This window comes from Streptomyces sp. NPDC085931, from assembly GCF_044540565.1.
Lineage (GTDB): Bacteria > Actinomycetota > Actinomycetes > Streptomycetales > Streptomycetaceae > Streptomyces.
The window spans coordinates 164,223-190,246 of record NZ_JBITSK010000013.1 but is presented as its reverse complement, the minus strand read 5'-3'; the positions used below and the strand labels follow the sequence as shown (position 1 = coordinate 190,246).

Annotated in this window: 23 protein-coding genes; 9 read left to right on the top strand and 14 right to left on the bottom strand. The window is 70.2% G+C overall.

Annotated features, from left to right (window positions below; translation table 11 throughout):
• Positions 1 to 70 precede the first annotated feature (70 nt).
• The 3 genes from ACIGAN_RS26540 to ACIGAN_RS26530 all read left to right on the top strand — a co-directional run bounded on the left by ACIGAN_RS26540 (position 71) and on the right by ACIGAN_RS26530 (position 3,901).
• Positions 71 to 1,507: an MFS transporter gene (locus tag ACIGAN_RS26540; RefSeq protein ID WP_399861240.1), complete on the top strand. Its 1,437-nt coding sequence runs from the start codon at positions 71 to 73 to the stop codon at positions 1,505 to 1,507.
• 794 nt (positions 1,508 to 2,301) lie between these two features.
• On the top strand, positions 2,302 to 3,324 hold the full coding sequence (locus ACIGAN_RS26535; RefSeq protein WP_399861238.1) for an alpha/beta hydrolase: 1,023 nt from the start codon (positions 2,302 to 2,304) through the stop codon (positions 3,322 to 3,324).
• A 106-nt stretch (positions 3,325 to 3,430) separates the two neighbouring features.
• Entirely contained in the window at positions 3,431 to 3,901 is a 471-nt protein-coding gene (locus tag ACIGAN_RS26530) for a hypothetical protein (RefSeq protein WP_399861235.1), read from the top strand.
• A 536-nt stretch (positions 3,902 to 4,437) separates the two neighbouring features.
• Here ACIGAN_RS26530 and ACIGAN_RS26525 read toward each other — a convergent pair.
• From ACIGAN_RS26525 to ACIGAN_RS26485, 9 genes are all read right to left on the bottom strand, one after another.
• Entirely contained in the window at positions 4,438 to 5,661 is a 1,224-nt protein-coding gene (locus ACIGAN_RS26525; protein WP_399861233.1) for an XdhC family protein, read from the bottom strand.
• Positions 5,662 to 5,814: 153 nt separating this feature from the next.
• Positions 5,815 to 8,010 (bottom strand): xanthine dehydrogenase family protein molybdopterin-binding subunit, encoded by a 2,196-nt coding sequence (locus tag ACIGAN_RS26520; protein ID WP_399861230.1) that lies wholly within the window; start codon positions 8,008 to 8,010, stop codon positions 5,815 to 5,817.
• Positions 8,007 to 8,987, bottom strand: coding sequence for an FAD binding domain-containing protein (locus ACIGAN_RS26515; RefSeq protein WP_399861227.1), 981 nt, complete (start codon positions 8,985 to 8,987; stop codon positions 8,007 to 8,009). The genes ACIGAN_RS26520 and ACIGAN_RS26515 overlap by 4 nt, the downstream gene beginning before the upstream one ends.
• Before the next feature lie 12 nt (positions 8,988 to 8,999).
• Positions 9,000 to 9,647: a (2Fe-2S)-binding protein gene (locus ACIGAN_RS26510; protein ID WP_399861225.1), complete on the bottom strand. Its 648-nt coding sequence runs from the start codon at positions 9,645 to 9,647 to the stop codon at positions 9,000 to 9,002.
• Between the two features lie 196 nt (positions 9,648 to 9,843).
• Positions 9,844 to 11,109 (bottom strand): MFS transporter, encoded by a 1,266-nt coding sequence (locus ACIGAN_RS26505; protein ID WP_399861222.1) that lies wholly within the window; start codon positions 11,107 to 11,109, stop codon positions 9,844 to 9,846.
• A gap of 35 nt (positions 11,110 to 11,144) precedes the next feature.
• Positions 11,145 to 11,684 carry a cyclophilin-like fold protein gene (locus ACIGAN_RS26500; RefSeq protein WP_399861219.1) on the bottom strand — a complete coding sequence of 180 codons (540 nt, stop codon included), beginning with the start codon at positions 11,682 to 11,684 and terminating at the stop codon, positions 11,145 to 11,147.
• 12 nt (positions 11,685 to 11,696) lie between these two features.
• Positions 11,697 to 12,359 carry an SDR family oxidoreductase gene (locus ACIGAN_RS26495; protein ID WP_399861217.1) on the bottom strand — a complete coding sequence of 221 codons (663 nt, stop codon included), beginning with the start codon at positions 12,357 to 12,359 and terminating at the stop codon, positions 11,697 to 11,699.
• A 71-nt stretch (positions 12,360 to 12,430) separates the two neighbouring features.
• Positions 12,431 to 13,447 (bottom strand): zinc-dependent alcohol dehydrogenase family protein, encoded by a 1,017-nt coding sequence (locus tag ACIGAN_RS26490; protein ID WP_365740695.1) that lies wholly within the window; start codon positions 13,445 to 13,447, stop codon positions 12,431 to 12,433.
• Between the two features lie 77 nt (positions 13,448 to 13,524).
• Complete coding sequence (locus tag ACIGAN_RS26485) at positions 13,525 to 13,938, bottom strand: (R)-mandelonitrile lyase (protein ID WP_365740694.1); 414 nt, start codon at positions 13,936 to 13,938, stop codon at positions 13,525 to 13,527.
• 156 nt (positions 13,939 to 14,094) lie between these two features.
• Here ACIGAN_RS26485 and ACIGAN_RS26480 point away from each other — a divergent pair, with 156 nt between their 5' ends.
• From ACIGAN_RS26480 to ACIGAN_RS26470, 3 genes are all read left to right on the top strand, one after another.
• On the top strand, positions 14,095 to 14,988 hold the full coding sequence (locus ACIGAN_RS26480; RefSeq protein WP_399861214.1) for a helix-turn-helix transcriptional regulator: 894 nt from the start codon (positions 14,095 to 14,097) through the stop codon (positions 14,986 to 14,988).
• Between the two features lie 515 nt (positions 14,989 to 15,503).
• Positions 15,504 to 16,223, top strand: coding sequence for a hypothetical protein (locus ACIGAN_RS26475; protein WP_365740692.1), 720 nt, complete (start codon positions 15,504 to 15,506; stop codon positions 16,221 to 16,223).
• 11 nt (positions 16,224 to 16,234) lie between these two features.
• On the top strand, positions 16,235 to 16,693 hold the full coding sequence (locus tag ACIGAN_RS26470; protein WP_399861211.1) for a hypothetical protein: 459 nt from the start codon (positions 16,235 to 16,237) through the stop codon (positions 16,691 to 16,693).
• On the opposite strand, the gene ACIGAN_RS26465 is transcribed toward ACIGAN_RS26470, so the two are convergent.
• Complete coding sequence (locus ACIGAN_RS26465) at positions 16,684 to 17,130, bottom strand: hypothetical protein (protein WP_365740690.1); 447 nt, start codon at positions 17,128 to 17,130, stop codon at positions 16,684 to 16,686. The two genes, ACIGAN_RS26470 and ACIGAN_RS26465, sit on opposite strands and share 10 nt — an antisense overlap.
• 774 nt (positions 17,131 to 17,904) lie before the next feature.
• Between ACIGAN_RS26465 and ACIGAN_RS26460 the strand changes: the two genes are divergently transcribed.
• Entirely contained in the window at positions 17,905 to 18,195 is a 291-nt protein-coding gene (locus ACIGAN_RS26460) for a hypothetical protein (protein WP_399861208.1), read from the top strand.
• A 99-nt stretch (positions 18,196 to 18,294) separates the two neighbouring features.
• On the opposite strand, the gene ACIGAN_RS26455 is transcribed toward ACIGAN_RS26460, so the two are convergent.
• Entirely contained in the window at positions 18,295 to 18,504 is a 210-nt protein-coding gene (locus ACIGAN_RS26455) for a DUF6207 family protein (protein WP_399861205.1), read from the bottom strand.
• A 221-nt stretch (positions 18,505 to 18,725) separates the two neighbouring features.
• Positions 18,726 to 19,310 (bottom strand): hypothetical protein, encoded by a 585-nt coding sequence (locus ACIGAN_RS26450; RefSeq protein WP_399861202.1) that lies wholly within the window; start codon positions 19,308 to 19,310, stop codon positions 18,726 to 18,728.
• Positions 19,311 to 19,525: 215 nt separating this feature from the next.
• Between ACIGAN_RS26450 and ACIGAN_RS26445 the strand changes: the two genes are divergently transcribed.
• The gene (locus tag ACIGAN_RS26445) at positions 19,526 to 21,751 is read left to right on the top strand and encodes an MMPL family transporter (RefSeq protein WP_399861200.1); all 2,226 of its coding nucleotides are present in this window, start codon (positions 19,526 to 19,528) and stop codon (positions 21,749 to 21,751) included.
• 391 nt (positions 21,752 to 22,142) lie between these two features.
• Here the strand turns inward: ACIGAN_RS26445 and ACIGAN_RS26440 are convergent, their stop codons facing one another.
• Entirely contained in the window at positions 22,143 to 23,027 is an 885-nt protein-coding gene (locus ACIGAN_RS26440) for an SDR family NAD(P)-dependent oxidoreductase (RefSeq protein WP_399861197.1), read from the bottom strand.
• Between the two features lie 23 nt (positions 23,028 to 23,050).
• Positions 23,051 to 24,349, bottom strand: a complete 1,299-nt coding sequence (locus ACIGAN_RS26435) for a wax ester/triacylglycerol synthase domain-containing protein (RefSeq protein ID WP_399861194.1) — start codon at positions 24,347 to 24,349, stop codon at positions 23,051 to 23,053.
• A 688-nt stretch (positions 24,350 to 25,037) separates the two neighbouring features.
• Here ACIGAN_RS26435 and ACIGAN_RS26430 point away from each other — a divergent pair.
• Positions 25,038 to 26,009 carry a 3-oxoacyl-ACP synthase III family protein gene (locus tag ACIGAN_RS26430; protein ID WP_399861193.1) on the top strand — a complete coding sequence of 324 codons (972 nt, stop codon included), beginning with the start codon at positions 25,038 to 25,040 and terminating at the stop codon, positions 26,007 to 26,009.
• Positions 26,010 to 26,024 lie beyond the last annotated feature (15 nt).

Genomic DNA, 26,024 nt, shown 5'->3' with positions numbered 1-26,024 from the left:
TCCCTTTGACTCAATAAGTAAGCCGTTAACCGCTTACTTCTATCGACCGCTCATTCTGAGAGGACCTGCCATGCCCAAGCGTCGGGGAACCGGGCTGTTGCTCGCTCTCCTGGCCTTCGCCCAGTTCATCAGCGCGATCGACTACAACATCGTCTACGTGGCGCTGCCCGAGATCGGCCGGGCCGTCGGCTTCGACGCCCACAGCCTCCAGTGGGTCGTCAGCGCCTACGCCGTCGCCTTCGGCGGGTTCCTGCTGCTGGGCGGCCGGATGGCCGACCTGCTGGGCCGGCGCCGCATGTTCACCACGGCACTGGTCTTGTACGGGCTGGCCTCCCTCACGGGCGGCCTCGCCACCGGACCCGGCGTGCTGGTCGCGGCCCGTGCCGTCCAAGGACTCGGCGGTGCCCTGTTGCTGCCCTCCACCCTGTCCCTGATCAACACCAGCTTCGGCGAAGGCGCCGAGCGCAACCGGGCGCTGGCCGTGTGGGGCGGCGCCGGCGCGGTCGGACTCGCCCTGGGCTCCCTCCTCGGCGGCCTGCTCACCAACTACCTCGGCTGGGAAGCCGTCTTCTACGTCAACGTGCCCTTGGCGCTCGGCGCTGCCGCAGTCGCGTGGAAGGCCATCACCCCGGACGCCCCCCGCGAACGCGGCCGCGGCTTCGACATGACCGGCGCGCTCTCGGCCACGGTCGGCTTCACCGCCCTGGTCTTCGGTGTCGTGCAGGGACCCGAAGCGGGCTGGACCTCCGTCCAGGTCCTGACCGCCCTCCTCGGGGGACTCGCCCTGATCGGTGTCTTCCTCGCCGTGGAGGCACGCACCGCACATCCCCTCATGCCGCTGCGGCTCCTGCACAACCGCAACCTCGTGGCAGCGATGGGCGTCACCTTCATCTTCATGGGGACCTTCGGCGCGCAGTACTACTTCTTCACCCTCTACCTCCAGAACGTGCACCACTACAGCGCCATGGCCACCGGCCTCGCCTTCCTGCCGTCCGCGCTGACCGGCATGGTGGGCACCAAGGCCAGCGAGAAGCTCCTCGACCGGGTCGGGACGCGCACCACCCTGCTCACCGGGCTGCTGCTCGGCGCCGCCGGCATGGCCGTCCTCGCCCTGGCGCTGTCGCCCACCGGTGGCTACCTGTCGCTGCTGCCCGGCGTGACCCTGCTGAGCCTCGGCCAGGGCCTGGCCTGGACCGCCATGTTCGCCGCGGCCGGCACCGGCGTCGACGCCGCCCACCAGGGCATCGCCTCCGCCATGGCCTCCACCACCCAGCAGATCGGCAGCGCCGTCGGGCTGGCCGTCCTGATCGCCGTGGCCTCCCACGGCACCCACGCCACCACCGGACCCAGCCTCGTGCCCGGCCTGCGCACCGCCGGGTTCACCGCGGCCGCCCTCACCCTGCTCGGGGTGGCCATCGCGCTAACACTGCGCCGCCGGAACGCCGCCCGGCCGGCCACCGACCGCGACGCGGACACCGAGGTTCCGACCCCGGCTCTGTCCGCATGACAAGCACCTGGGCCGCGCCCCCTGAGCGGGGACGGCGCGGCCCGGGTGCTCGCGGCGGCGCCGCTGCCTTCGAGGCAGTACACCGACGCCGCGCTCGCCGCTTCCCCGCTTCACCCGGTGCGTCCGGCTAACGGGTGGGGGAGCGGAGCACGGGCAGCAGGACGACGGCGTCGACATACAGCGTGTGCCGGGTCGGGGGCCACGACGAGCCGACTGAAGGCACCGGCGTGCCGGCGTGGGCCTTCTTCACCCACGGGTCGCCAGGATCCCGGTCGCTCCCGGTGGCCTTCGTGCTCGTGTGCGGCAGCGACGTGTCGGGTATCCGGGCGCCGCCCGGCAGGGGGGCGGGTCCGGCGCTCGTCGGTGGACGGCGCCGTTAGACCGGCCGAAAGTCGCATGCCTGGGCGGCGGGTGACGCGGAAGATCTGTCTCGCGACCGATGCGCCGGTCCCTTCCGCCCGGCGAGGCCGTCCGGGCATCCCTTCCACGTCGGTCCGGCCGTACCCCAGAAGCAGTTACCGAAGGGATTCCCCTGCTCCAACTTGCCGCTGTCGTCCTCGTCCTAGCCGTCCCCACCGGCCTCGCCGGTGCCCTGCCGGCCCGCCGCGCGGCCCGGACCAGCCCGGTCACAGCCCTGCCCGTGGACGGCTGACGTGAGGCCGACAGCGCCGCCATGCCGTCGCGGCATGGGGGCATACCGAAGAAGCACTTCCCTGAACAGCCCGCAGCGGGGTGTGCTGGGCGCCGGGGAGGCGCCCCGGCACACGCCCACGAACACCTCGGAAAGACCGCACATGACCAAGCACTTGACCCCGGCCCACTCCACCCGCCCCGGCATGACTGCCCCCGCCGCATCGCCACCCTTGCCCTACGACCCCGAACTGCTCCCAGTGATACGGGAGATAGGGGAGCGGCCCGCACTGACCCCTGAGAGCATCCCGGCGACGCGCACCGCCATCGGGGCCGGTGCGCTCGACGACGACACCCTGAGGGCCGGCGGAGAACTGGCCTGGGCGGAGCGCGCGGTCGTCGGGCGGGACGGGAACCCGGACGTCACCCTGATGATCGGCCGGCCCGCCGACGCGACACCGGCGGAACGCCTCCCGGTCCTGTACTACGTCCACGGCGGCGGCCTGATCGCGGGCAGCCGACGGCATCTCGTCTCCGACGTCCTCGAGTGGACGCGGACCCTGCGGACGGTGACGGTGTCGGTGGAATACCGGCTCGCCCCCGAACACCCCTACCCCGCACCGCTGGAGGACTGCTACGCGGGTCTGCTGTGGACCGCCGAACACGCCGAGGAACTGGGGGCGGACCCGGACCGAATCGTCCTGGTCGGCGCCAGCGCCGGTGGAGGACTCGCCGCGGGCCTGGCCCTGCTGGCCCGCGACCGGCGCGGCCCCGCGACGATGGGCCAGATCTTGCTCTCCCCCATGCTCGACGACCGCAACGACACCCCCTCCAGTCGCCAGATGGAGAACCGCGGTCTGTGGGACCGCGCCTCCAATGCCACCGGCTGGAACGCCTATCTGGACGGCGCCGCCGGTGGCCCCGAGGTCTCACCGTACGCCGCCCCGGCCCGCGCCGAGGACCTGATGCGTCTGTCCCCGGCCTACCTCGACGTCGGCTCGGCGGAAACCTTCCGCGACGAAACCGTCGGCTACGCCGGCCGGCTGTGGCAGTCCGGCGTCCAGTGCGAGCTGCACGTGTGGCCGGGCGGCTTCCACGGCTTTGACGAGTTCGCCCCCGGGACAGCCCTGGCCCGACGGGCCAAGCGGGCACGCCGACAGTGGCTGCGTGGCCTCCTGGCCACCTGAGCCACGCCCCGGATTCCACGGAGTGCGCCGGACGCAGTTACCCGTTCACACCCCCTACGAGAAACGCGTGCGCTGCCAGACCCGTTTGACCTGTGCGCACGCACCGATGAGAAAGAGTTCGCTGCGCAAGAAGACGACTGCCGTCCTGGCCGGTGTGGGAGCGGTGACCGCGCTTACGGTCGCTGTCTCCCCCGCCGACGCAGCCTCGTCGTTCACCCCCCGGAACGGCGCCACCGGCAAGTGCCTGGCCGGCTGGTCGGGTCACACCGTCGCCCAGGCCCACTGCGGGGACGCCAGCACATCATGGTCCTGGGTGGAGGCCGGCACCAACCGAGGAATGTACAAGAACACGTCCACGGGAATGTGCCTGGACACCAATGGGGACGGTGTCTATCTCTCGCCGTGCAACAGTGCAGATGGCGGCCAGGTATGGGGCACCTGGGACGGCTGCACGCTGTGGAAGAACCACGTCTACAACCGCTACCTGACCGGGTGGAACACCGGTACGGTTTCCATGCGGAACTATAACGACGTGGATAGCGTCAGCAAGCAACACTGGTTCGGACAGCCCTGCTGAGCTTGACCTGGTCTTCCGGCCCCCGCCGACGGCACACAATCGGCGGGCGCTGAGGACGACGAGCACCGCCGGGTGCTGGAGCTGTGCGACGACTCGCCCGCGACAAGCCCCTGGCGTGGTTGGAGGAATCGATCGCGCAGAGTCCGCTAGCAAGGATGGCGGCAAGCAGGGGGCCCGGGTCAAGGACAGGCTAGTGGTCGCGGTGGCCAGGGCCCACGGAATCGAGGCTGCTGCTTCACTCGCACTCGGTCGTGTCGGTACGCGCCCGGCGGCCGCACGACGGGAAATGGGGCAACCTGTCGGCGGACTCCCTGATATCGAACATCGTCGCGGCCGACGCCCTCTACACCCTGTACTTCCTGCACGCGCCTCGATGTGACGGCGAGCAGGAACCGGTCGCTTGGGCGCGCGGGGGAGGGGCGGGCGGCGTGGCGGGCCGTCAGCGACGACACCGGCGCATACAGGTCACCGGAGGCCTGCGCGCCGGACGCGGCGACTGACTCGGTGAACGGATCCTCGGATCGAGCAGCGCCGCATCACGGTGCCGTCGCTCGTCCCGCACGGCGCAAGGAGGGCTCGGCCGGCCCTTGGTCCGAGGAGCGCGTCCTATCCCCACCACCGGGCTCCTCATGGTCGCAAGCGCAGGGGTGAGAGGGCTGGTGGATGGCTCCGTCGCCGTGCGTGAGGGGTCGGCCGCTGGCGTTGTGCGTGTGGGCGATGATTTCTGAGGTGATGGAGATCGCCGTCTCTTCCGGGGTGCGGGCTCCGAGGTCGAGGCCGATCGGGGAGTGCAGGCTGGTCAGTTCCGCAGCGGAAAGGCCGGCCTGACGCAGGCGACGCATGCGCTCGTGGTGGGTGCGTCGGGAACCCATGGCGCCGACATAGCCCAGGGGCAGGCGTAGGGCCGTACGCAGAAGCGGGATATCGAATCTGGGGTCGTGGGTGAGGACGCACACCGCAGTACGGGTGTCGACCGCGGTGCGTTCCAGGTAGCGGTGAGGCCAGTCGATCACGATGTCGTCCGCGTGCGGGAAGCGTTCGCGGGTTGCGAATACGGGACGCGCGTCGCAGACGGTGACCTGGTAGCCGAGGAACCTCCCGGCCTGTGCGAGGGCGGCTGCGAAGTCCACTGCTCCGAAGACGAGCATGCGGGGTGGCGGTGCTGCCACGTGGACGAGGACGGACAGTTCCTCGGGGCAGGCATCGGTGCGGCCGCCGAGCGTGATGCGGGCCGTGGCGCCCCTGCGCAGTTGGGCGCGAGCCCGGTCGGCCACCGCTGCGTCCGTACGGCTGTCCGCCACGTTCCCGCCCGCCACGTGGCCGTCCTCGTCCAGTGCCATCAAGGCGCCCAGCAGCGTTTCGGGGCCCTCCACGACCTGTACCACGGCGGCGGTGTGGCCTCGGATGGCGGCGGTGAGGGCGGTGCCGAGGTGGGGCTGGTCGGCGGGGATGATGCGCTGGATGAGGACGTCGAGTTCGCCGCCGCAGGTCAGGCCGATGGCGAAGGCGTCGTCGTCGGAGTATCCGAACCGTTCCCGTTGTGCACCGCCTTGATCGTCGAGGATCCGGCGGCACAGGTCGTAGACGGCTGCTTCGACGCAGCCGCCGGAGATGCTGCCGACGACGTGGCCGGTGGCGTCGACAGCGAGGGAGGTGCCGACCGGAAGTGGTGCGCTGCCGGTGACGCTGGTGATGGTGGCCAGGGCGAACGGGCGTTGTTCGCGGCACCAGGTGCGCAGCGTGTCCGCGATGTTCAGCATGTGGCTTCTCCGTCGCGAAGGAGCGGGCGGGTGGGGGGAGAGCCGCCGCCGTACCCGACGGGGGTGGGCAAGGCGGCGGCCCGGTCCGGCGGCCGGAGCGCCGAGGGCCGGCCGGACGCGTGGGGTGCACGCCGGAGGCGTACACGGGGCGGGTCAGAGCAGGGCATCGGCGCTGATGGGGAGGTGGCGGATGCGGCGGCCGGTGGCGTTGAAGACCGCGTTGGCGATCGCGGGCGCCACGCCGACCATGACGACCTCGCCCAGACCCTTGACGCCGAGCGGGTCGGCTTCGCGGTCCTCGCCGTCGAGGTAGATCGCTTGGAGGTCGGGGACGTCCGCGTTGACCGGGACGAGGTAGTCGGCCAGGTTGGCGTTGACGATGCGGCCGTCACGGTGGTCGGTGACGGTGTGCTCGAGCAGTGCCTGGCCGATGCCGCCGACCATGCCGCCGAATGCCTGGCTCTCGGCGAGCTTGGGGCTGATGATGCGGCCCGCGTCGTACACGCCGAGCACCCGCCGCACGCGCACCAGGCCCAGGGCGACGTCGACCGCCACCTCGGCGAAGGTCGCGTTGTAGGCGTGGAGGGAGTACCTCTCGGTGCCCGGGGCCCCCGCGTACGAACCGTCGGCTTCGAGGTGCGTGCGGTCGTTGCGGGCCAGCAGCTGCTGGTACGACTCGCCGCGTGCTGGGTTGTTCCGCACATGCAGTCGGCCGCTCCGTACCACCACGTCCTCGGCGTTCACCCCGTACAGCGGCGACTGCTCGTCCGCGACGGCCAGCTTGATGGCCTGCTCCCGGACTGTGTTGCAGCCGTCGAGGACAGCGGAGCCGACGCTGGCCATGGTCATCGAGCCGCCGTGCGGCGGGGTCCGCGGGTAGAGGGAGTCACCGAGCTTGAGCGTGACCGTGCGGATGGTGAGACCGAGGGCGTCGGCGGCGACCTGGGTCTGGGAGGTGTAGGTACCCGGCCCCATGTCACTGGCCGCGGTCTCGACGACGGCCGTGCCGTCGGCGTCGAGCCGCACTCGGGCCTCGGCCGGCATGCGCGCGGTGTGGTAAACACCGGCGGCCATGCCCATGCCGATCAGCCAGTCACCCTCCCGTCGCGAGCGGGGCTTCGTGGGCCGCCGGTCCCAGCCGAACTCGCGGGCGCCCACGGTGTAGCACTCGCGCAGCCGGCGGGTCGACCAGGGGAGCCCGGACGACTCGTCCTCGTCCGGCTCGTTGCGCCGGCGCAGCTCGATCGGGTCGATGCCGAGCCGGTCGGCGAGTTCGTCCATGGCCGACTCGATCACGTACGACGCCGTCGCGGGGCCGGGGCCGCGCATCCAGATCGGGGTGTTCACATCCAGCGGGACCGTCCGGTACGCCTGGCTCACATGCGGCGTGCTGTACAGCATCCGGCCGGGATCCAGGATGCCCTCGGTGAATGTCTCGTACGACGAGGTCGCGTGCTCCATGTGGTGGGCCATGGCGGTCAGCCGGCCGCGGCGGTCGCTGCCGAGCCGCAGGCGGTATGCGTACTCGGGCCGGAACCCTGTCGCGAAGTACTGCTGCTTCCGGGTCAGGACGAGCTTCACCGGGCGCCTGGCCACCCGGGCGGCCAGGGCGGTGACGACGGTGTGGGGCCAGCAGCGAAGGCCGCTGCCGAAACCGCCGCCGACGAAGGGCGAGATGACCCGCACGGACGTCAATGGCAGATCGAAGACAGTGGAGAGCTCCGTCTGGGTACCGGCGATCCACTGGGTCTTGTCCCAGACGGTGAGCTTGGCGCCGCTCCAGCGGGCGACGGTGGCGTGCGGCTCCATCGCGTTGTGGTGGTTGCGAGCCAGCCGGTACGTGAGGTCGAGACGTACGTCGGCCTTGCGCAGGCCCTCCTCGACGTCACCTCGGGCGTACGTCGTCGGCTTGTCCGGCGTGCCTTCGCCCAGTTCGGTCGTGGTCTGTTCGGCGTCGTACTCGACGTGGACCAGGCTCGCGGCGTGCTGGGCTGCTTCCAGAGTGGTGGCGACGACGACGGCGACGGGCTGGCCGTGGAAGCGCACCCTGTCGTCCTGGAAGACCCGCAGACGGGCGCCGGGCGGGTTGTTGGACGCCTTGTTCTCCTTGTACGGGAGCTTCGGTGCGTTGCCGTGGTGAATCACGTTCAGCACGCCGCGTTGCGCCCGCGCGGCGCGGGTGTCGATCGCCGTGATGCGGCCGCGGCCGATTGACGCGTCGACGATGACGGCGTGCACCGCGCCCTCGACGTCGTGCTCAGCGGCGTACGTCGCCTGGCCGGTGACCTTCAGCCGGCCATCCACTCGGGACAGCGGCGCCCCTACTGCTGCCTGCGGCTGTGGGCTCACCGGATACCTCCTACGATGCGCAGCTGGCGTTCGACGGTCCGCCGCAGCAGGTCTACCTTGAAGCGGTTGTGCGGCAGAGGCTGCGCTCCTTCGGGGGCCGATGCGGCAGCGCGTTCCCAGAGCCGGTCCGAGGGGCGCTGGCCGATGAGGGCTTGCTCGACTGCGGGGAGTTTCCACGGCACGGTGCCGACTCCGCCGGCGGCGACCTTGGCCTCGCGGATGATCCCTCCGCGCAGGTGCAGGGCGACGGCCACGGAGGTGAGGGCGAACTCGTACGACTGCCGGTCGCGGACCTTCAGGTAGCCCGACGAGAGCGGTCGGGGCAGTGCGGGAACGTCCACGGCGGTGATCAACTCGCCGTGCCGGAGGTCCTGTTCGCGGTGGGGTGTGCTGCCGGGGCGGAGCAGGAAGTCAGCGAACGGCACGGCCCGCTCGCCCTCCGGTCCCAGCAGACGCACCTGCGCTTCCAGGGCCGCCAGAGCCACGGCCGCGTCGGAGGGGTGGGTGGCGACGCAGCTGTCGGAGGTGCCGAGGATCGCGTGGCTGCGGTTGAAGCCGTCGCGGGCGGCGCACCCCGAGCCGGGCCGGCGCTTGTTGCAGGCGGCGGTCACGTCGCGGAAGTACGTGCAGCGGGTGCGCTGCATGATGTTGCCGCCGATGGTGGCCATGTTCCGCAGCTGGGCGGATGCGCTGAGCTCCAGCGCCTGGGAGATCACCGGGAACAGGGTGCGCACCTTCGAGTGGGCGGCTGCTTGGGCCATGGTCACCAGGGCGCCGATGCGCAGGCCCCCGCGTTCGGTGGCCCTGACTTCGTCCAGGGGAAGGCCGCTGATGTCGACGAGGGTGTCGGGGTGCTCGACGCCTTCGCGCATCAAGTCGACCAGGGTGGTGCCCCCGGCGAGGTAACGCCCGCCGCTGCGTGCGGCGTTGATGGCGGCGCGGGGGGTGGAGGCGCGGGTGTAGGTGAAGGGATGCATGGGGACCGGTCCTCACTTCTTCCCGGCGGCCTGCTGGACCGCGGTCACGATCTTGGGGTAGCAGCCGCAGCGGCAGATGTTGCCGCTCATCCACTCGCGGATCTCTTCCGGCGAGCCGGCGTGGCCCTCCTGGATGCAGGCGACGCCGGAGAGGATCTGCCCCGGTGTGCAGTAGCCGCACTGGAAGGCGTCCTGGTCGATGAACGCCTGTTGCAGCGGGTGCAGTTGGTCGCCGTCGGCGAGGCCTTCGATCGTGGTGGCCTCGGCGCCGTCGAGTCGGACCGCGAGGGTCAGGCAGGCGTTCTGCCGACGCCCGTCGACCAGAACGGTGCAGGCCCCGCAGGCACCCGCGTCACAGCCCTTCTTCGAGCCGGTCAGACCCAGGTGCTCGCGCAGCAGGTCCAGGAGGGAGGTGCGGTTGTCGACCGTCATGGTGTGGCTGGTGCCGTTGACGGTGAGGGCGAGGCGGCTGGAGGGCACCGCGGTGGCAGGCGCGGCTTCAGCTTCCGGCGGCAGGCCGGAGCCGAGCACACCGCCCGCGACCACGGCTGTGCCGACGGCGGTGCTGGTGGCGATGAAGGTGCGCCGGGATGGAGTGAGGGGCGAGGTGGGTGCGGGGGTGGCGGGCGTGGTGCCCTGGGGGACTGGTTCGGTGGGCATGTCGGGAAGACCTTCGCATCGTGGAAAGGGTCAACAGCACTGCTCGGTGTCCGCGCGGGAGAGAGATGGGCAGGGCGGAGCCGCCCCCACGGCCGGGTGGCTGACACCGGACCGGATCTGTCGAGGGCGAGCAGCTCAGGCAGGAGCCCGGTTGCCGGCCGGAAGACCGGGCGTCCTGTGTGGTCGGGCCGGCAGGTCAGTGGCGCGGCGGGGCCGGTCTGGTGGCGTCGTCCCGTACGCGGTCAGGACGGGGTGCGGCGGTGCGCTGGGCGACGATCCGCCCGGCGTGGGACGTGCCACTGAGCGTGAGGGCGATGAGCGGGAGCAGGGTGAGCGCGGCGGAGACGGCGCCGACCAGGGCCGGGCCGGTGAGGCCGAGTGAGGAGTCCAGGGCGCGGCCGGCGATCGCGGATCCGACGGCGATGCCGGTGTTGTACGCGGAGGTGGTCAGCGCCGAGGTGAGGGTGGGGGCGTCGCCGGCGAAGCGGACGGCAAGGGAGGTGACGACCGGGTTGACGGTGAACCCGGTCAGCGCCATGAGGAACACCAGCACGACGGCCGTCACCGCGCTGTCGGAGCCGGGGACCAGGGCCAGCAGGATGACGGCGGTGGCCGCCGCCGCGGTGATCGTCGTGACCATGGGGCGGCGGTCGCCCAGACGCCCGCCGATGGCGGTACCGGCCAGCGCGCCGACACCGAAGGCGATCAGCACGAGCGGCACCGCGCTCACGGCGATGCCCGCCCGGTCGGTCAGCAGCGGTGTGATGTAGGTGTAGGTCGCCAGGACACCACCCATGATCAGTACGGCGGCGGCCAGCGCCAGCCAGAGGCGGCCCTGCCGCAGGGCCCGCACCTCGGCCTGCACCGACACCTCGGCCCGCTGCTCGACGCGCGGGAGGAACCGGCCGACGAACACGGCAGCCAGGGCGGCGAGGACGGCCAGCGCCCAGAACGGGCCGCGCCAGCCGGTGAACTGGCCGGCGAACGAGCCGATCGGCACGCCGACCACGTTGGCCAGTGTGAGGCCGCCCATCATCACGCCTACCGCCCGCGTCGCGCCGTGCGGACCCGCGGCGGTCGTGGCGATCACGAAGCCGACGGCCCAGAACGCCCCGGTGGCCAGAGCGGTCACCACACGGGCCGCGAGTACGACGGTGAAGGAGGTGGTGAGCGCGGCCACGACGTGGCCGAGCGCGAAGACAGCCAGTGCGCCGATCAGGGTGTGGCGCTGGGGCAGAGGCAGGGTGGCCAGAGCCATGGTCGGCCCGCCGACGATCATGCCGACGGCGAAGGCGGTGATCAGGAGCCCGGCGTGCGAGACGCTCACATCGAGGTCGGCGGCCATCTCGGGCAGCAGCCCGGCGATGACGAACTCGGTGGTGCCCATCAGGAACGTGCCGGCTGCCAGCACCCAGACGACGAAGGGGAGCTTGCCGGGTACGGGCCCCGTGGCGGAAGGCATGCGGAGACTTCTTTCCGTACGAAGGTTGGGCGAGGTCAGGAGGCGGCCTCGATGGTGATGCGGTCGGCCCTGCCGATCTGGCCGGGATCGGCGTCGATGTGGCCGAGGATCAGCAGGTCGGGGGAGGGGGAGGGGCCGTCCTGGTAGAAGAAGGCGAGGTTGTCCCACGGCGCGTAGTAGGCGATGTCCCCTGCCTTGGGCGCGGCCGGTTCGGGGGCATCGTCGGTGGTCAGCTTGCGCGGCGGGTAGCCGATCCGCTCGGTTCCGTGGAAGTCCTCCAGGTCCAGGGTGAGAGGGAGCAGGGAGGCGAGGTCACGGGCGGCGGGGCTGTCGTTCAAGGTGGCGTCGACGGGTTGCCCGCCGAGGGTGACGCGGATGTCCATCGGGGTGCTCCTGTCCGAGCCGGGCGGGGCGCTGGATGCCGGTGTCTGCTGTCGGCCCGCTGAGACCGAGGACGTCGGGGAGGCGGACGCTCCGGCATCCTGGGAGGCGTCGCCGGAGCAGGCCGTCACGGTCAGCAGCAGTGCGACTGCCGAGGTGGCGCCGGCCAGTGTCCGGCGGGGTGGCGAGGTCATAAAGGGCCTCCCTCACTCGGGCAGCGGCTCGGCGTAGTGCCGGAAGCCGTCGCGCTCGGTGTGCAGGGCGTACAGCCGCTCGGCCAGGGCATCGGGGTGGGAGTGCTCGGCGTCGGGGCTGATCGCGCCGGGGACGATCAGCTGCGTGGCGTGGATGTTCTCCGGCGCGAGCGCGTCGTGCAGCATCGCCGCGTACGCGCTCTCCCCGGCGAACGCGATCGACGTTCCGGCCACCTCGGGGTTCGGGCGCACCGCGCTGCCGCCGTTGACGAACAGCAGCGTCCCGCGGCCCAGCGCCCGCATGCCGGGCAGGACCGCGTTCACGCAGGTGACCGGACCCTTGACGGAGAAGGCCAGCGGGGCGTCCAGGTCCGTGGCGGTGGTGTCCAGGACCGGTTTCATGAAGTCGGCGCGCGGCACCGGGCTGTACTGCAGGATCTCGATGGGGCCCCACTCGTCCGCCGCCTTGAGGGCGGCGGTCAGCGAGGCGGCGTCGAGGACGTCGGCGGTGTAGCCGCGCGCCTGGATGCCGTCGCCGGCCAGAGCGGTCACGAGGTCGTCGAGACGTTCCATATTCCGTGCGAGCAGCGCGACGCTGTGGCCCGCCTTGCCGAAACGGCGGGCGGCGGTCAGGCCCAGGGCTGGGCCTGCGCCGACCAGCGCAAACGTCGTCATGGTGAGTCCTTGGGCGTCGAGATGCGGAGGGCCGGACGCACGTGCTGCCCGGCCCCGTCGGGGGGTGAGGGTCAGGGGGTGAGGAGGGTCTTGATGGCGCGGCGCTCGTCCATCGCCCGGTAACCCTCGGCGACCCGCTCCAGCGGCAGGGTGAGGTCGAAGACCCTGCCGGGGTCGATCGCGCCGGTCAGGACGCGCTGGATGAGGTCGGGCAGGTAGCGGCGTACGGGGGCGGGGCCGCCGCGCAGGCCGACGTGGGAGTAGAACAGCTCCTCCCCGTCCACGGCGACCTCGTGCGGTACGCCGACGAAGCCGACGTTGCCGCCCGGGCGGGCCGAGTGCAGAGCCTGCCGCATGGCCTGGGCGGTGCCGACGCACTCCAGGACGCTGTCGGCGCCGATGCCGCCGGTCAGCTCCTTGATCCGGGCCACGCCCTCCTCGCCGCGCTCGGTGACGATGTCGGTGGCGCCGAACTCGCGGGCGAGCTTCTGCCGGGACTCGTGCCGGGACATGGCGATGATCCGCTCCGCTCCCCTCTGCTCAGCGGCGATGACCCCGCACAGCCCGACCGCGCCGTCACCGACGACGACGGCCGTGGAGCCGGGCTTCACTTCGGCGGCGTCGGCGGCCCACCAGCCGGTGCCCATGACGTCGGAGACCGCGAGCAGGCCGGGCCAGAGCCGCTCATCGGGGATCTCGTCGGTGGCGACCAGGGTGCCCTGGGCGTTCGGGATGCGAACGTACTCGGCCTGGCAGGTGGACATGAACTCGCGGTCCAGGCAACTGGACTGGAAGCCGTTGCGGCAGTTCGCGCAGGTGTTGTCGGAGGTGGCGAACGAGCCGACCACGAACTGGCCCGGCTTCACCGACGTGACCTCGGAGCCGGCCTCCTCCACGAAGCCGACGTACTCGTGGCCCATGGGGTGAGCCTGTTCGGTCGGCTCCGCGCCGCGGTAGGGCCACAGGTCCGAGCCGCACACGCAGGTGACCGCGGTGCGGATGATCGCGTCGGTGGGCTTGAGGATCTTCGGGTCGTCCAGGACCTCGAAGCGGATGTCGCCGGGGGCGTGGATCACTGCTCCGCGCATGTGGTCGATTGCCTCTCTGGGTTGGTGCCAGGATCTGCTGGTGCCTGCCGACCGGTTGCTCAGCTGACAGGACGCCGTCAGCGGCCCACGGCACGGTGGGCGGCGGCGTACTGCTCGTCCGTGACCGGCTCCAGCCAGGTGGTGCCATCGCCCTGGCCGTCCCCGACGACCATCGCGACATGCGCCATCAGGGTGGTGCCGGTGGCGCCGTGCCAGTGCTCCTCGCCCGCCGGACACGTCACGACATCCCCCGCGCTGACGCGGACCACCTGGCCGTCACGCGTGCCGACCAGCCCGACCCCGTCGGTCACGAAGAGGCTCTGGCCGTGGACGTGGGAGTGCCAGTTGGTGCGAGCGCCGGGGGTGAAGCGCACGAGCGCGGACGCCAGGCGGGCCTGCTCTACCGGGGCGGCGATCATGTTCAGGTACACATCGCCGGCAAAGCGGTCAGCCGGGCCCTTGGCTGTGGGGGTCTCGGTGAGGTGTTCCACGAGCGCCTTCCTGATGCCGGTTACGGGGAGTGAGCTGCGGCGGGGGTCGCCCCGCACATTCAGGTAACCGCCTCTGCGCGCGGACAGCGAGTTACCAGCAAAGGGTGTACTGGCAGTACATCCCTATGGCCGCGTGCCGGACGTACCGTCGAAGGCATGGACAACCGTGAGGAGGTCCGCGAGTTCCTCACCTCGCGGCGAGCGAAGATCACTCCCGAGCAGGCCGGACTGCCCTCCGGATCCCGGCGCAGGGTGCCGGGCCTGCGCCGCAGCGAGGTCGCGGCCCTGGCCGACATGAGCGTCGAGTACTACTCGAAACTAGAGCGCGGGAACCTTTCCGGGGTCTCCCCGGCCGTCCTCGAGGCCCTCGCCCGTGCCCTCGATCTCGACGACGCGGAACGCGCCCATCTGCAGAACCTCGCCCAGGCCGCCGACGGCTCCGATGCCCTCACCCGCCCCCGCCGCCGTACGGCCGCCCGGCAGTGGACACCGCACCGCAGTCTGCAGTGGACCCTAAACGCGATCACCGCCGGGCCGGCGTTCGTCCGCAACGGCCGGATGGACATCCTCGCCGCCAACCAGCTCTTCCGAGCCTTCTACACCGACCTCTACGTCACGCCCGGCAACCAACAGAACCTGGCCCGCTTCACCTTCCTCAACCCTGCCGCCCGCCGCTTCTACCCGGACTGGGACTCTTTCGCCGACATCACCGTCGCCATCGTGCGGTCGGAAGCCGGCCGCAACCCTCGCGACAAGGAACTGCACGATCTGGTAGGGGAGTTGTGCACGCGCAGCGACGAATTCCGCACCCGGTGGGGTGCGCACAACGTCCGCCATCACGGCACCGGCACCAAGCACTTCCACCATCACGCCGTCGGTGACCTCATCCTCGCCTTCGAGGGCCTGGAGATGACCGCAGCCCCCGGCCTCAACCTCACCATCTACACCGCCGAGCCCGGCTCACCCTCAGAAGAACGACTGCGTCTCCTCGCCACCTGGGCCGCCACCCAGGAAGCCGCCTCGCACATGGAAGGATCGGCGACCAGCTGACCGCGACAGCGCCGCACTCCATCGGGCTCGGCCGCCGCCCACAGGCCCCCGCCTGCTAGACGGGCTCGGCTGGGACGCGGTCGAGGAGGACACGCCGGCCCGGCTGAGCCTGGCGTGCTCGTCACCGACCACCCGGCGGCTGGTGCGCGGCTGGACGCCGGGTTGAGGCCGGCCCCGAACGCAACGACACGACGTGGACCCCTTGCCGAACCGGTGCGCCAGGGCCAGGGGCCCACGCCGACGGTTTCTTCCGCCGCCGTGAGAACGGAGATTGGTGGTCACTGTGCCGGCCGGGTCAGAGGCTGCCGGGCGGTGCAAGCGAGCAGCCCCGGCCTGCGGGTCTGCGACGTGTACGGCCCCGCAGCTCGCCGGCGCCGACTGCCTGCCCGTCACGCCGAAGACGCCGCTGAGGGATGCCCTGCCAGTACCTCCTTCAACAGTGACTCCCTGTTCCCCGCGCCAGGAGGTTCGCTGGTTGCCGAGCCCTCAAGCCCGTCTGGAAGGATCCAACCGGCATGCGCTTCACCACGATCGCGGCGCCTTCGGCGCTCACCGGCACGCGTCGCGTCCGGCTGGCGGCGGCCTCCCTGCTCTGCGCACCGATGCTCCTGTTGTTCTCGGCGGGTGCCGCGCAGGCGCATCACGGGTTCGACGACTACGACACCAACCGCCTCTACTACATCGCGGGTACCGTCTCGCAGGTTCGCGAGGGTGAGCCGCACTCCTACTTCACCGTGACCATCGAGGACGGCCTCCCCGCCGATACGCCCGAGCGTGAACTGCCGGAAGGGCTGCAGGACGCCGCCGACAGCGGCCCGATCAACGCCGCACCGTCCTACAGCGGTTCGCATGACGAACTCGCGGTCACCATCGCGCCGCCGAGCTTCACATCGATGTGGGGCCTCGATCGCAAGCTCGACGACGGCGAGCGGATCGAAGCCGTCGGCTACGTGGGCAAGAGCCACGACGACGAGTTCCGTCCGGTCGTGTTCTGGGTCGACGACGGGCAGCCGGTCAACCAGGTGCTCAACGAGGAACTCCCGGCGACGCCCTTGGCCACTCCGTATCCGAACGGCGACGCGGGTTCCGCTGACGCCGACCAGGGTGCCCCGTCGGCCTCCGCGGACTCCGACGGCACGTCATCACCCATGGTGTGGGCAGGGCTCGGTGCCGTGCTGATCGCCGCCGCCGCGGGCGGAACCCTGTACCTGCGAGCCCACTCGCGCCGAACGTGACGGTGCACGCCATGGACAACTTCTTCTCCTGGCTGGAGGACAGCTGGTTCTCCGAGGCCATCCGTGGCACGCCCTACCACATCATCGGCATCGCCCTCCTCATCGGCCCGGCCGCGGCGTTCGACCTTCGCCTGCTGGGGCTCGGCCAACGAGTGCTACGGGTGACGACCGCGGCCGACCACCTCCTCCGCCTGTCACACCTCGGCTTCGTCATCGCGGCAGCCACAGGCGTGGCCCTGTTCCTGCCCGCCGGGAGCCTCATCGCCGACCGTGGCAGCGCCCCCTGGAAGCTCGGCCTCATGCTGCTCGCCGGACTCAACATCCTGATCTTCCACCGGCGGACCTACCACACCGTCCACGACTGGGACTTGAACCAGTCAACGCCCAAAGCCGCACGGTTCGCCGCGGTCGTATCCCTCACGTCCTGGTCGGGCGTCACGATCGCCGGGAGGCTCCTGGCCTACACCTGACCGCCACAGGTGCGGGCGAAGGCTGTCGAGCGCGTCCTGTCCGCAACGGCCGAGGCGTGCGGCCTGCCGGAGCCGGCTCCGGCCTGGTGGGTCGACTTCCGGGTGATCGCAAAAGCCTCGGGGCTCCAGTCGGCATCCTCCTCGTCAGGGCCGAACTCGTCGATCACCCACATCCGGAGCATGGAATTCTGCTGAGCCGCTCGTGCTCGACCCCACGAACTGTCGCCATGCAGACGCTGGTTCGCCTGCAGCGACACCTTGGCCCACTGCTTGCGGACTTCAGGCGGTCCGTCGGCGAAATAGGCATGGCCCTGAGCGACGATACGTACCGTCTCAAGCTCAGGGCCGTGGGCTTCTGCGGCGAACGACTGAAGACGCTCGAGCGTCCAGGTGCTGAGGTCGCAACCTGAATCTTCGTGATCGGTGTGGGCGTTCAAAGATCCCGTCTCAGATCAGGACGGCGCCGGTGATGAACCGTCTGCGGACTGCGCACGATCAATGGCCGGGACGCATCGAAGGTGCCACCGTCGATCGTCGCTCTGTACAGGCCGAGCCTGCCAGCCCGCTTGCCTGGACGCGGATCCTCGGCCGGCTGTCGGGCCAGGGTCGTGACCGCGTGGCGGACACCGTCACCGAGCCCACCGCAGCGAGCACGTATGTGGTCGGGCAAGTCTACGATCACAGCCACTGGAAAGCATGCCTCTTGCCTGGAACTCGAGCGTACCCCTGAGTCGAGACCGGCCGGTATCGCCGCAGTGGATAGGTGCGGCAGTACGGATACCGAACGCCGCTGCCGGCGGTCATGCTCGCGATGTGGGTACCCGACGTCGGCGGACCGGCCGTGGGGCCGGCTCCGCCCACTCCCACACCACGGACCGCGAGGAGCTCTGTATGGACCATCAGGACGTCGACGCCGCCGTGGCAGAGATGCTGCGGGTGCTTGGCCCCCATACCGCCGAGGACTGGACGGTGCCGGCGGGGCCGCTCGAATGAACCTGCTGGCAAACAGCAGCCCACATCGGCCACGACCTGCTGGCATACGCAGGGCAGCTGGCAGCACAGCCCGCCGACGCCTACCTCCCCATCGACCTGAACGTTCGCCCCACCGCCTCGCCGGCCGAAGTACTCCAGGCCGTCACCGCCTGCGGCGGACTGCTCAGCAGCGCCCTGACCACAGCCAACCCGACCCTGAGAGCCTGGCACTGGGGCCCGTGCGACTCCGAAGGATTCGCGGCGATGGGCGTCGCCGAAACCCTGCCACCGAGGCCCTGGAGCAGATCATCGAGGCCAAGCGGGAGCACCGCGAGCCACCGGCCCTGCCGGAGCCGGAGGGGGAGCCGGGCCAGATCGTCGACCTCACGGCCGCCCTGACCCAGTCCGTGCAGAAGGCGCGGGCGGACCGGGGCGAGGACGCCGACGTCCACGACATGCTCCAGAAGAAGACCACGGCGAAGAAGCAGTCAGCCAAGAAGACCGCAGCAAAGCCGCGCAAGAGTGCGTGAACCCGATCGCCGCCCGGGTCGTCCGGCTTGGCGTGCCCCGGTGCGCCGGCTGCTGGACGAGCCCGGCTGGTCAGCGCGAAATGGTTGCCGCCCGCAGCGCTACGCGTCAGGCTCTTCACGCAGGTCCAGGAAGCAGCGCAGCCGTACACCAGGCTCACCGGGTGCCCGGGTCGTATGGTCCGCCGGCGCGATGGCCCACCGCGCGGCGAGCAACTCCTGGACGGCAAAGGCTGTGTCGTCATCCGCAGCCGTGACCTCCACAACCGCCAAGCCCGGCACCGCTACATGCGACTCGTTGATCTGTCTCATGCCCGGCACTACGCCTGCGTGCCCCCGCAGGTTCTGCCGAGCGGGGATCTTCACCCGACCGGGTACGGGCGCACCGGCGTCCGGCCCGTCCAGGAGGTCTGGGCGCGCCGGGGTCTTCGGGGCGGAGTCAGCCGAGTCCGGGGGAGAGGAGGAGGTCTCCGGCTGCTCGGGGCAGACGGTCCACAGGCTGGCTCCGTCCTGCTGGGCGCCGTCCTCGAGTTCTAACGCGCGTACGCCCAGAAGGCACCTGCGAGGCTGCTGATACCCCGGGATCCGCAGTTGAGGTGCGCCGCATTGCCCAATGCGCCGGCCTTCACTGTGCTTCCCGCGAGCGGACCTGACGTGATTTTGAGGGCTGGCAGAGCCTGACCGGGGCTGAATCGGGCCGCATGGGCTGGGGTCTGAAGATGCGACCTGCCAATCGGCGTCCCGCCGTGGTTTTTCTTGCCGTACCACGTGATGACGCCGACACTCCGGACGTCGCGCACTCGTGTGCAACTGGCCTGGCCTGTCAGGCGGAAGTCGAGCCTGGCTGAGCGCAGGTGGCGGTGTGAGCCGTCCGGCGAGGTGCAGTGGTTCAGTGGCACGCTGCCGCTGACGGTCGTGTACTTGAGCTTTGCGTTGATGGCAGGGCTCACCCTGATCGGTTTGCCGGGCTCGGTGGCGCCGTTGCAGGCCAGCTTGGCCGAGCGCGCGGCGGCCGTCTTCGTCGTTCCGGCGGGGGCCTGGCGCGCGGGGATGGGCGCCGCGGCGCTCAGCGCCACGACACTCACCACGGCGGCGGCGACGCTCGTACTGACCCGCATACCTGCCAGGGTGAATGGTCGCGTATTCACGCTGATCCTTTCGTAGCTCCGGCTCGGTCGTTTCTCAGCGCCATTAGGGCGGTCGTCGCCGAGTGGTTCGCGTGGTGACTCCAGGTGCACCGTCCGTACATCGACGCTGTCCTGTCGGTCGCACCAGGAAACTGCTACCGCCGGCTCCCGATCGAGGTCTCGACTCGTGAGAAGGAATGACTTGAATGAGTGACGGACTTGGACCGGTTGGTTGTGCCCGCAGCCTCGATCCCGAAGCCCCAGCAGTCGAGCGCGGCATCGCGTTCAGAGCCGGTCTGGCACTGGCACGGCGACGCCGTAGCGTGATCGTGGCGTGGCTGCTTCTTGTGTCGCTGTCCTGCCTGCTCCTCCCTCGCATCGTGGGGGGACTGGCGTCTCCCTTCTCACTTCCCGGCTCGCGAGCCGAAAAGGCGGCCCACGAATTGCACCGGAGCTTCCCGGAGTTCGGCCAGGAGCAGATGCTGGCCGTCTTCCACTCGCGGGTGGGCGGGCCGGTCCACGACCAGGCGGTACATAAGGCCGATTCCGCCCTGAGAGCTCAGCCGGGCATCACCGGAGTACTGGACCTGCCGCTCCCGGACACTGTCCGCGGCGGGGGGTACACGACCGCCAAGCTGATCGGGGTCGACGGCAGCCCGGCTGAGCGTCTGGCGCGCGCGGAACGACAGAACCAGGCTGCCGCCCGTGCGGCGCACGAAGCCTCCAAGGGACGTGTCGAGGCGCACCTGATCGGGATGAGCGCCCTGAGCAGTCAACTCCAGACGAGGCTCCTGCCAACTGTGCGTCTGGCTGAAGCCCTGGCACTTCTCACTGCCTTCCTGGTCCTGTACCTCAGTTTTCGGCGGCTGGCTGCGGCGCTGCTACCGCTGAGCATCGCCGGAGGGGCAGTGGGAATCTGCCTCACGTTGCTGGGCTTTGGCCCCACCGGCACGCTGGACTTGTTTTCCTTGGTCACGACGTCAGCACTGGGTCTGGGGCTAGGCATCGACTACGCACTGCTGATGCTGTTCCGCTTCCGCGAGCATCGCGCCGACGGCATCAGCGGCGCTCGGTCCGTGGCGGCCTGCATGGCTACGTCCGGCAAGACCATTGCCTACTCGGCCCTTGTGGTGATGACCAGCGCGGCGTGCCTGCTGCTGGTCGACATTCCCATGGTCCGCAGTTGCGCCCTGGGCGCAGTCGCCGTAACCGCCGTGGCCGCGGCCGCCGTCCTGACCTTGCTGCCGGCCTGTCTAGCTGCGTGGCCGGACGCGGTGTGCCGTTCGACGCGACCCTCGAACGAGACCGACGGGCACCAGCACTCCATGAACCGCGGATGGGAGCGCTGGGCGCGTCATCTGATGCGACACCCTTGGCGGTACGTCATCGTGTCCATGACTGCCCTTCTGCTGGCCGCGGCGCCGCTCAGCGGCCTGCGCACAGGCTTCGACCTCGACCGCCCCTCACTCGACGGCACGTCGTTCGGGACAGCGCTGCGGCTCCTCGAGAGCAACGGCGTCAACGGCGCCTCCGCCGCCACCTTCATCGTCCTGCCTCACGCCGATCGCTCCGCGCTTGCGCAAGTGGCACAGGTGATGGCGGAAGTCGACAGCGACCCTGCAGTAGCGGCCGCTTTCCCCGTCACCGGCCAGAACGGCACCACAATGATTGTCGTTGTGCCCGAAGCGCCGGTGGACGCGCCGCGCACATCCGCGATGATCGAACGGTTCCGGCAACTCCTTCCACGCGCGCTGCCTCAAGATCAGGCAGTCTTGGTGGGCGGCGCCCCCGCCGCGGTGTCCGAACTGCGCGAAATGGTCCACGACAGCGTCCTGCCGGTCGGCGCAGGCCTGCTCATTACGGCCTTCCTCTTCCTGCTCGTCGCCTTCCGCAGCATCCTGCTGCCCGTGAAGGCGGTACTCGCCAACCTTGTGGTCACCGCAGCGTCCTGTGGCCTGCTCGCCGCGGCGTCGCCGCTGCTCGGGACGGGCAACGACGCAGTGATCAGCGAGTGCGTGCCCCTGATCACCATCGTGATGCTCTTCGCGCTGTCGCTCGACTACGAGATGTTCCTCGTATGCCGCATGCGGGAGCACTACCTGAGGACGGGATCCAATACCGAAGCCGTCGTCGCCGGGCTGACCCGTACCGCACGGCCTATCTCCCTGGCTGCCGTCCTCATGGTCTGCACCTTCTCGTCGCTGCTGGTCATCGACCGCGCAGAGTTGCGTCAGTTCGGTTTCTCAGCGGCGGTTGCCATCACTCTCGACGCCACGCTGGTGCGGCTGGTCCTCATGCCGGCCCTCATGCAACTGCTCGGCCGGTGGAACTGGTGGCTGCCGGGCCTGGTCCCCCCGCGCCGCGGCCAGCTGCGCCTTCCAGCCCAGTTCCCGCCCGCCGAGACCGAGCCGGCCAGTCGCCACCACGTATAGGACCTCACCAACCGCTCCCGCGGCAATGAGAGCCACCAAAGGGCGGCGGGAGCCGAGGACCGTGTCAGTCGCGCCGGCGGCACGTTTCGCCGGAAGACAGCGGGCGGAGGACGAGTCCAGCACCAGTGAGATCCGGTGTCACGCGGGATTGTCGGCGGTGAGCGCCACAGCGAACTGTGCAGTGAACTTCACTCCGGGGCGCCGGTTCCGCTAGGTGCGCGACGCATGGGCTATCGGCCGGCTGCGGCCTTGCCGTTCGGCGTCACACCGTAGGGCCGCCAGCGTGCCCTAATAGAGGTGATCCCCAGGTGCACCCGGGCCACGCCACGCAGAAGCCGGTGCCGAGTCCGAACGGCAGCAAGGGACTCGGCAACGCGGCCAGCCGGCCGTTTCAGCGATCACGCGGCGCACCAGACGTGTGAGCGCTGGTGTTCTGCGGGTCGGGCTGGTGTGCGCTGTGATCCAGCCGTACGGCGGCTCTCAGAACACGGTCAGTGACGGCAGCGGGTGTGATGCGGGCAAGGTGCGCCAGGGGAGTCTCCAGCCCGATGCGGTAACGACGCCGTGGGCGGCGGGCCTCGAGGGCTCTGCGCACGGTGCGTGCGACCACGTCGGCAGTGCGGGTGGGTGCGGCGGGTCCGAGCCGACGCAGCACCGCGTAACTGTGTGCGTAGCGCGACTGCAGGGGGAGACCGGCCAGGGCGTTGGTCACCATGGGGGTGTCGATGAGCCCTGGTTCGATAAGGCTGTAGCGGATGCCGCAGGCGGAGGTCTCCATGCGCAAGGAATCGGTGAGTGCTTCCAGGGCGAACTTGCTGGCCGCGTACCAGCTGTTGAGCGGCATGGCGACGATTCCGCCGAGGGAGCTCATGTTGACGATGCGCCCGCTGCCTCTTCGTCGCATGCCGGGCAGGACGAGACGGGTCAGACGGGCGGTGGCCAGCAGGTTGACTTCCAGGGTGGCACGGGCGGTGGCGTCGCTGACGTCCTCGAAGGCCCCGACGGGTGCGACGCCGGCGTTGTTCACCAACGCCCACGGGCCCCCCTGCGTCAAGTCCGTGATCTCGGCGAAGCCGTCCCGGCACGAGTCGGGGTCGGTGAGTTCCATCAGCACCGTGGTGAGTGCGCAGCACCGCTCGGCGGCCCGGGCGCGCAGCTTCTCGGCTTTCTCGGCGCTGCGGGCCGTGCCGATCACCCGGAAGCCGTGGGCTGCCAGGTGCAGGGCTGTGGCCTCGCCGATTCCGCTCGTGGCGCCGGTGACAACGACATGCTTCATGCTGGTCCTCGCAGGGGTGGGCGTCAGGAGGTCTTGGTGGGGGTTCGCGCGGCGCGGCCGCGGGCGGGGTGGCCCGTGGTCGCCGCGTGCAGTTCGGTGAGAGCGTCGGTGAGCAGGCCGGGCAGCAGGCCGGTGCCGGGGTGGTCGAGGTGGAAAGCGGCGCAGGCGGTGATCGTGGACGGCTGGTGGATGAAGATGAAGCCGCCCGGCACGTGACGGGGACGGGGTGGGATGGTCAACAGCTCCATCGCACCGAGACGGCTGACATCGACTTGTGTGGACACCATGGTCACCAGCGGGCGGGGCTTCTCCAGCGTGCGACAGAGCCACGCGGCGGGCCACTGCGCGCCGTTCGTCCCGTGCAGGAAGCCGCGAAGCAGACGGCGGTACTGCCCCAGCCGGCCGTAGTCGGCCTGCCGCAGCGTCTGTTGCAGGCGTTGGGTGGGCGAAGCCTCGCCGCAGGGCAGGGTGAGGGGCACGATGCCCACGTGATTGCCGAGGGTGGTGCGCTCGCGGGGGCCCCGCAGGTCGAGAGTCATGTGGACGGGCAGCCCGCGGCGCTGCCGACGTCCGGCCGTCCCGTCCCAATGATGGGGTGCCCAGGCCCTGAGTGCGCCCGCCAGTACCGCGAGGCAGATCTGGGCGGTGCCGGCTCCGGTGCTGCGGGTGATGTCGTCGAATGCCGACCGGTCCAGGACGACGGGCGCCAGTGCCGGGCCGGGCTCCGGTCTGCCCGCTGGAAGCCACCGCGCCGGGCGTTGCAGGAAGCGCGGCAGAAACTGCGCCCCTCGCAGCAGATGTTGGGCGGTGACCGGTTCTGCAGGGAGCGGGGGTCCAGGTGGGGGAAGTGCGTTGCCGGACAGGAGCGCGTGCGCAGTCAGCGAGGCCCCCATCCCGTCCTGGAGCAGGTGGCATACCCGGTAGACCAGTAGGTGCTCGGTGTCGCGGTAACCACTGATGACCTGGAGGGACCAAGGGGAGCGCCCGTGGGGGAAGGGGCGCTCGAGGGCATCCAGGACACAGAGTGCCGGTTCCTGCCCACAGGGATACCGGACGAATTCGATGTGGTCGTCCGGGTCGTAGTCGGGACACGGCTCAAAGCGCCTGCGCCATCCGCGCCCGGTAACGCGGTAACCCAGCGCCGGTACCTGGCCGACGGCGCCAGCCAGCATCTCCCGCAGTTCCTCATGGGCAGGCGGCGGTCCTTCCCTCCTCAAGGCACCTGCAAAGCGCAGTTGGGTCGGATCCGGATCGAGACAGAGGTACTTGTCGGGCCAGGCGAGCGGCAGCGCACCGGGCACGGCTGAGGAAGGGGTCGACATGCGGATCCGCCTCGCAATATGTCTGTACTGGTTTGTGCCACTATGTCGGACGTCTGAAGGTGAATCAGACCAGGACACGTCTGCCGGCCCTGCAAGCCGCCGAAGTCTTGTGCAACGGACAGCGAAAGGCGGGTATGTAAATCGGCACGGGCACGATGCGGGCGCGACCAGGCTCTGGATCCGTTCCGCGGCGGGCACACCGGTCACACCCGGTCCGCGGATATCCGGCGCAGCGAAACACTCCCGCCGCCCGGGGTGAGTGTCTTGCCTCCGGTTCGAACGGCGCCGCCCGTGAACGGCACCGCATCCGCCCTCTGGCCGTGCCCACACTCACGCGGTGACCGGAACACCGCTGCCGCCCCGCCAGGACCTGTCGCCCACCCAGGGTGGCGTCACCGCGGGCAGCCGCAGGCCAAAAAAAGGCGGCACCGCGCCACCCAACCGGTGCGCTCCTAGTGCCAGTCCCCGCCCCCTCCCTCGCAGAAGGACTCCCCATGATGACCCTGGCCGGCCCCGGTCCCGCACGCGTGCGCGGCTTCGCCACCATCACCAGCGACGTCACGCGTTGCGCACATTCAGGCCTGCGTACGGCAAACGGTGCAGGCCGGCTGGGCGTCCTGTGACGACCGACCCGGTCAGCGGAAGGCCACAGACCGCAGCACCGCACGCGTTCAGCGCCGTTACGAGCGTGGCGGTTCACCTGCCGGACCAGCGCGAGAACGGTCGCGACGTCGAGCGAGCGGTGTCGGCCCGAAGCCCCCGCGCGCCCTTGATGCCGGGCACACTCGAGACCCTCTTCGGTTTCCGGGAACGACCGGTTGCTCCCGCGGGCACGATGCCTTCGGACCTGGCGGCGCATGCGGCCCAGCGTCTGCTGGAGCAGGCGGGACGTGCACCGGACGAGATCGACCTGCTGATCTTCGCCGGGGTAAGTGAGGACGTCGAGGAACCGGCAACCGCCCACATCGTTGCCCACAAATTGGGCATCACTTCTCCGGTCTTCGACGTCCGCAACGCCTGCAACGGCCTGCTGAACGCCCTTCAGATCGCTGACGCCCTCATTCGCGCCGGACAGCACAGCAAGGTGCTGGTCACTACTGGAGAGATGGGCAGCCTGCTCAGCCGGCAGCCGGTACGTGACCGCACCGAGCTGAGTCTGCTCCTCCCCGGCTGCGTCATGGGTGACGTGGGAGCGGCGATGCTCGTCGAAGCCGGTGGCCGCCGCGGCATCCTCGGCAGCCATTTCCTGGCGAACTCCGCCGGCTGGCCCGCCGCCGTCATCGACAACCCGCACTTCAGCGGCACCCCTGGTGCCTGTCCCGTACGGTTCGACGGCCCTTTGCTGAGCGCCGCATTCGACGGCATGGAAACGGCCGTCTTCGCAGAACTAGACGCCATGGGCGTCAAGCTCGGCGACATTGACGTCTTCTGCCTCCACGAGGCGGCCACCCACGTGCTGCCTCGCTTCTGCGCCGCACTCCACATTCCGACCGACAAGGTGATCTCCACCTTCGAGCAGTACGGGAACCTCGCGACCGGCAGCCTGCCTGTGCAACTGGCCCAAGCCGTCGAAGAAGGCCGCGTGCGTCCCGGCAGCCTGGTTGCACTCTTCGGTCTCGCCAGCGGCGCCAGCGCAGGATTCGTTCTGCTCGAGTGGTGACGCACCCTCATACCG

Bases quoted from the DNA above. Each gene is read 5' to 3' on its own strand.
- ACIGAN_RS26530 (WP_399861235.1), top strand. From the start codon at position 3,431: ATGAGAAAGAGTTCGCTGCGCAAGAAGACGACTGCCGTCCTGGCCGGT.
- ACIGAN_RS26440 (WP_399861197.1), bottom strand. From the start codon at position 23,027: ATGAAGCATGTCGTTGTCACCGGCGCCACGAGCGGAATCGGCGAGGCC.
- ACIGAN_RS26510 (WP_399861225.1), bottom strand. From the start codon at position 9,647: ATGCCCACCGAACCAGTCCCCCAGGGCACCACGCCCGCCACCCCCGCA.
- ACIGAN_RS26495 (WP_399861217.1), bottom strand. From the start codon at position 12,359: ATGACGACGTTTGCGCTGGTCGGCGCAGGCCCAGCCCTGGGCCTGACC.
- ACIGAN_RS26480 (WP_399861214.1), top strand. From the start codon at position 14,095: ATGGACAACCGTGAGGAGGTCCGCGAGTTCCTCACCTCGCGGCGAGCG.
- ACIGAN_RS26450 (WP_399861202.1), bottom strand. From the start codon at position 19,310: ATGCGGGTCAGTACGAGCGTCGCCGCCGCCGTGGTGAGTGTCGTGGCG.
- ACIGAN_RS26470 (WP_399861211.1), top strand. From the start codon at position 16,235: ATGGACAACTTCTTCTCCTGGCTGGAGGACAGCTGGTTCTCCGAGGCC.
- ACIGAN_RS26490 (WP_365740695.1), bottom strand. From the start codon at position 13,447: ATGCGCGGAGCAGTGATCCACGCCCCCGGCGACATCCGCTTCGAGGTC.
- ACIGAN_RS26505 (WP_399861222.1), bottom strand. From the start codon at position 11,109: ATGCCTTCCGCCACGGGGCCCGTACCCGGCAAGCTCCCCTTCGTCGTC.
- ACIGAN_RS26475 (WP_365740692.1), top strand. From the start codon at position 15,504: ATGCGCTTCACCACGATCGCGGCGCCTTCGGCGCTCACCGGCACGCGT.
- ACIGAN_RS26500 (WP_399861219.1), bottom strand. From the start codon at position 11,684: ATGACCTCGCCACCCCGCCGGACACTGGCCGGCGCCACCTCGGCAGTC.
- ACIGAN_RS26445 (WP_399861200.1), top strand. From the start codon at position 19,526: ATGAGTGACGGACTTGGACCGGTTGGTTGTGCCCGCAGCCTCGATCCC.
- ACIGAN_RS26525 (WP_399861233.1), bottom strand. From the start codon at position 5,661: ATGCTGAACATCGCGGACACGCTGCGCACCTGGTGCCGCGAACAACGC.
- ACIGAN_RS26540 (WP_399861240.1), top strand. From the start codon at position 71: ATGCCCAAGCGTCGGGGAACCGGGCTGTTGCTCGCTCTCCTGGCCTTC.
- ACIGAN_RS26435 (WP_399861194.1), bottom strand. From the start codon at position 24,349: ATGTCGACCCCTTCCTCAGCCGTGCCCGGTGCGCTGCCGCTCGCCTGG.
- ACIGAN_RS26515 (WP_399861227.1), bottom strand. From the start codon at position 8,987: ATGCATCCCTTCACCTACACCCGCGCCTCCACCCCCCGCGCCGCCATC.
- ACIGAN_RS26455 (WP_399861205.1), bottom strand. From the start codon at position 18,504: ATGAGACAGATCAACGAGTCGCATGTAGCGGTGCCGGGCTTGGCGGTT.
- ACIGAN_RS26535 (WP_399861238.1), top strand. From the start codon at position 2,302: ATGACCAAGCACTTGACCCCGGCCCACTCCACCCGCCCCGGCATGACT.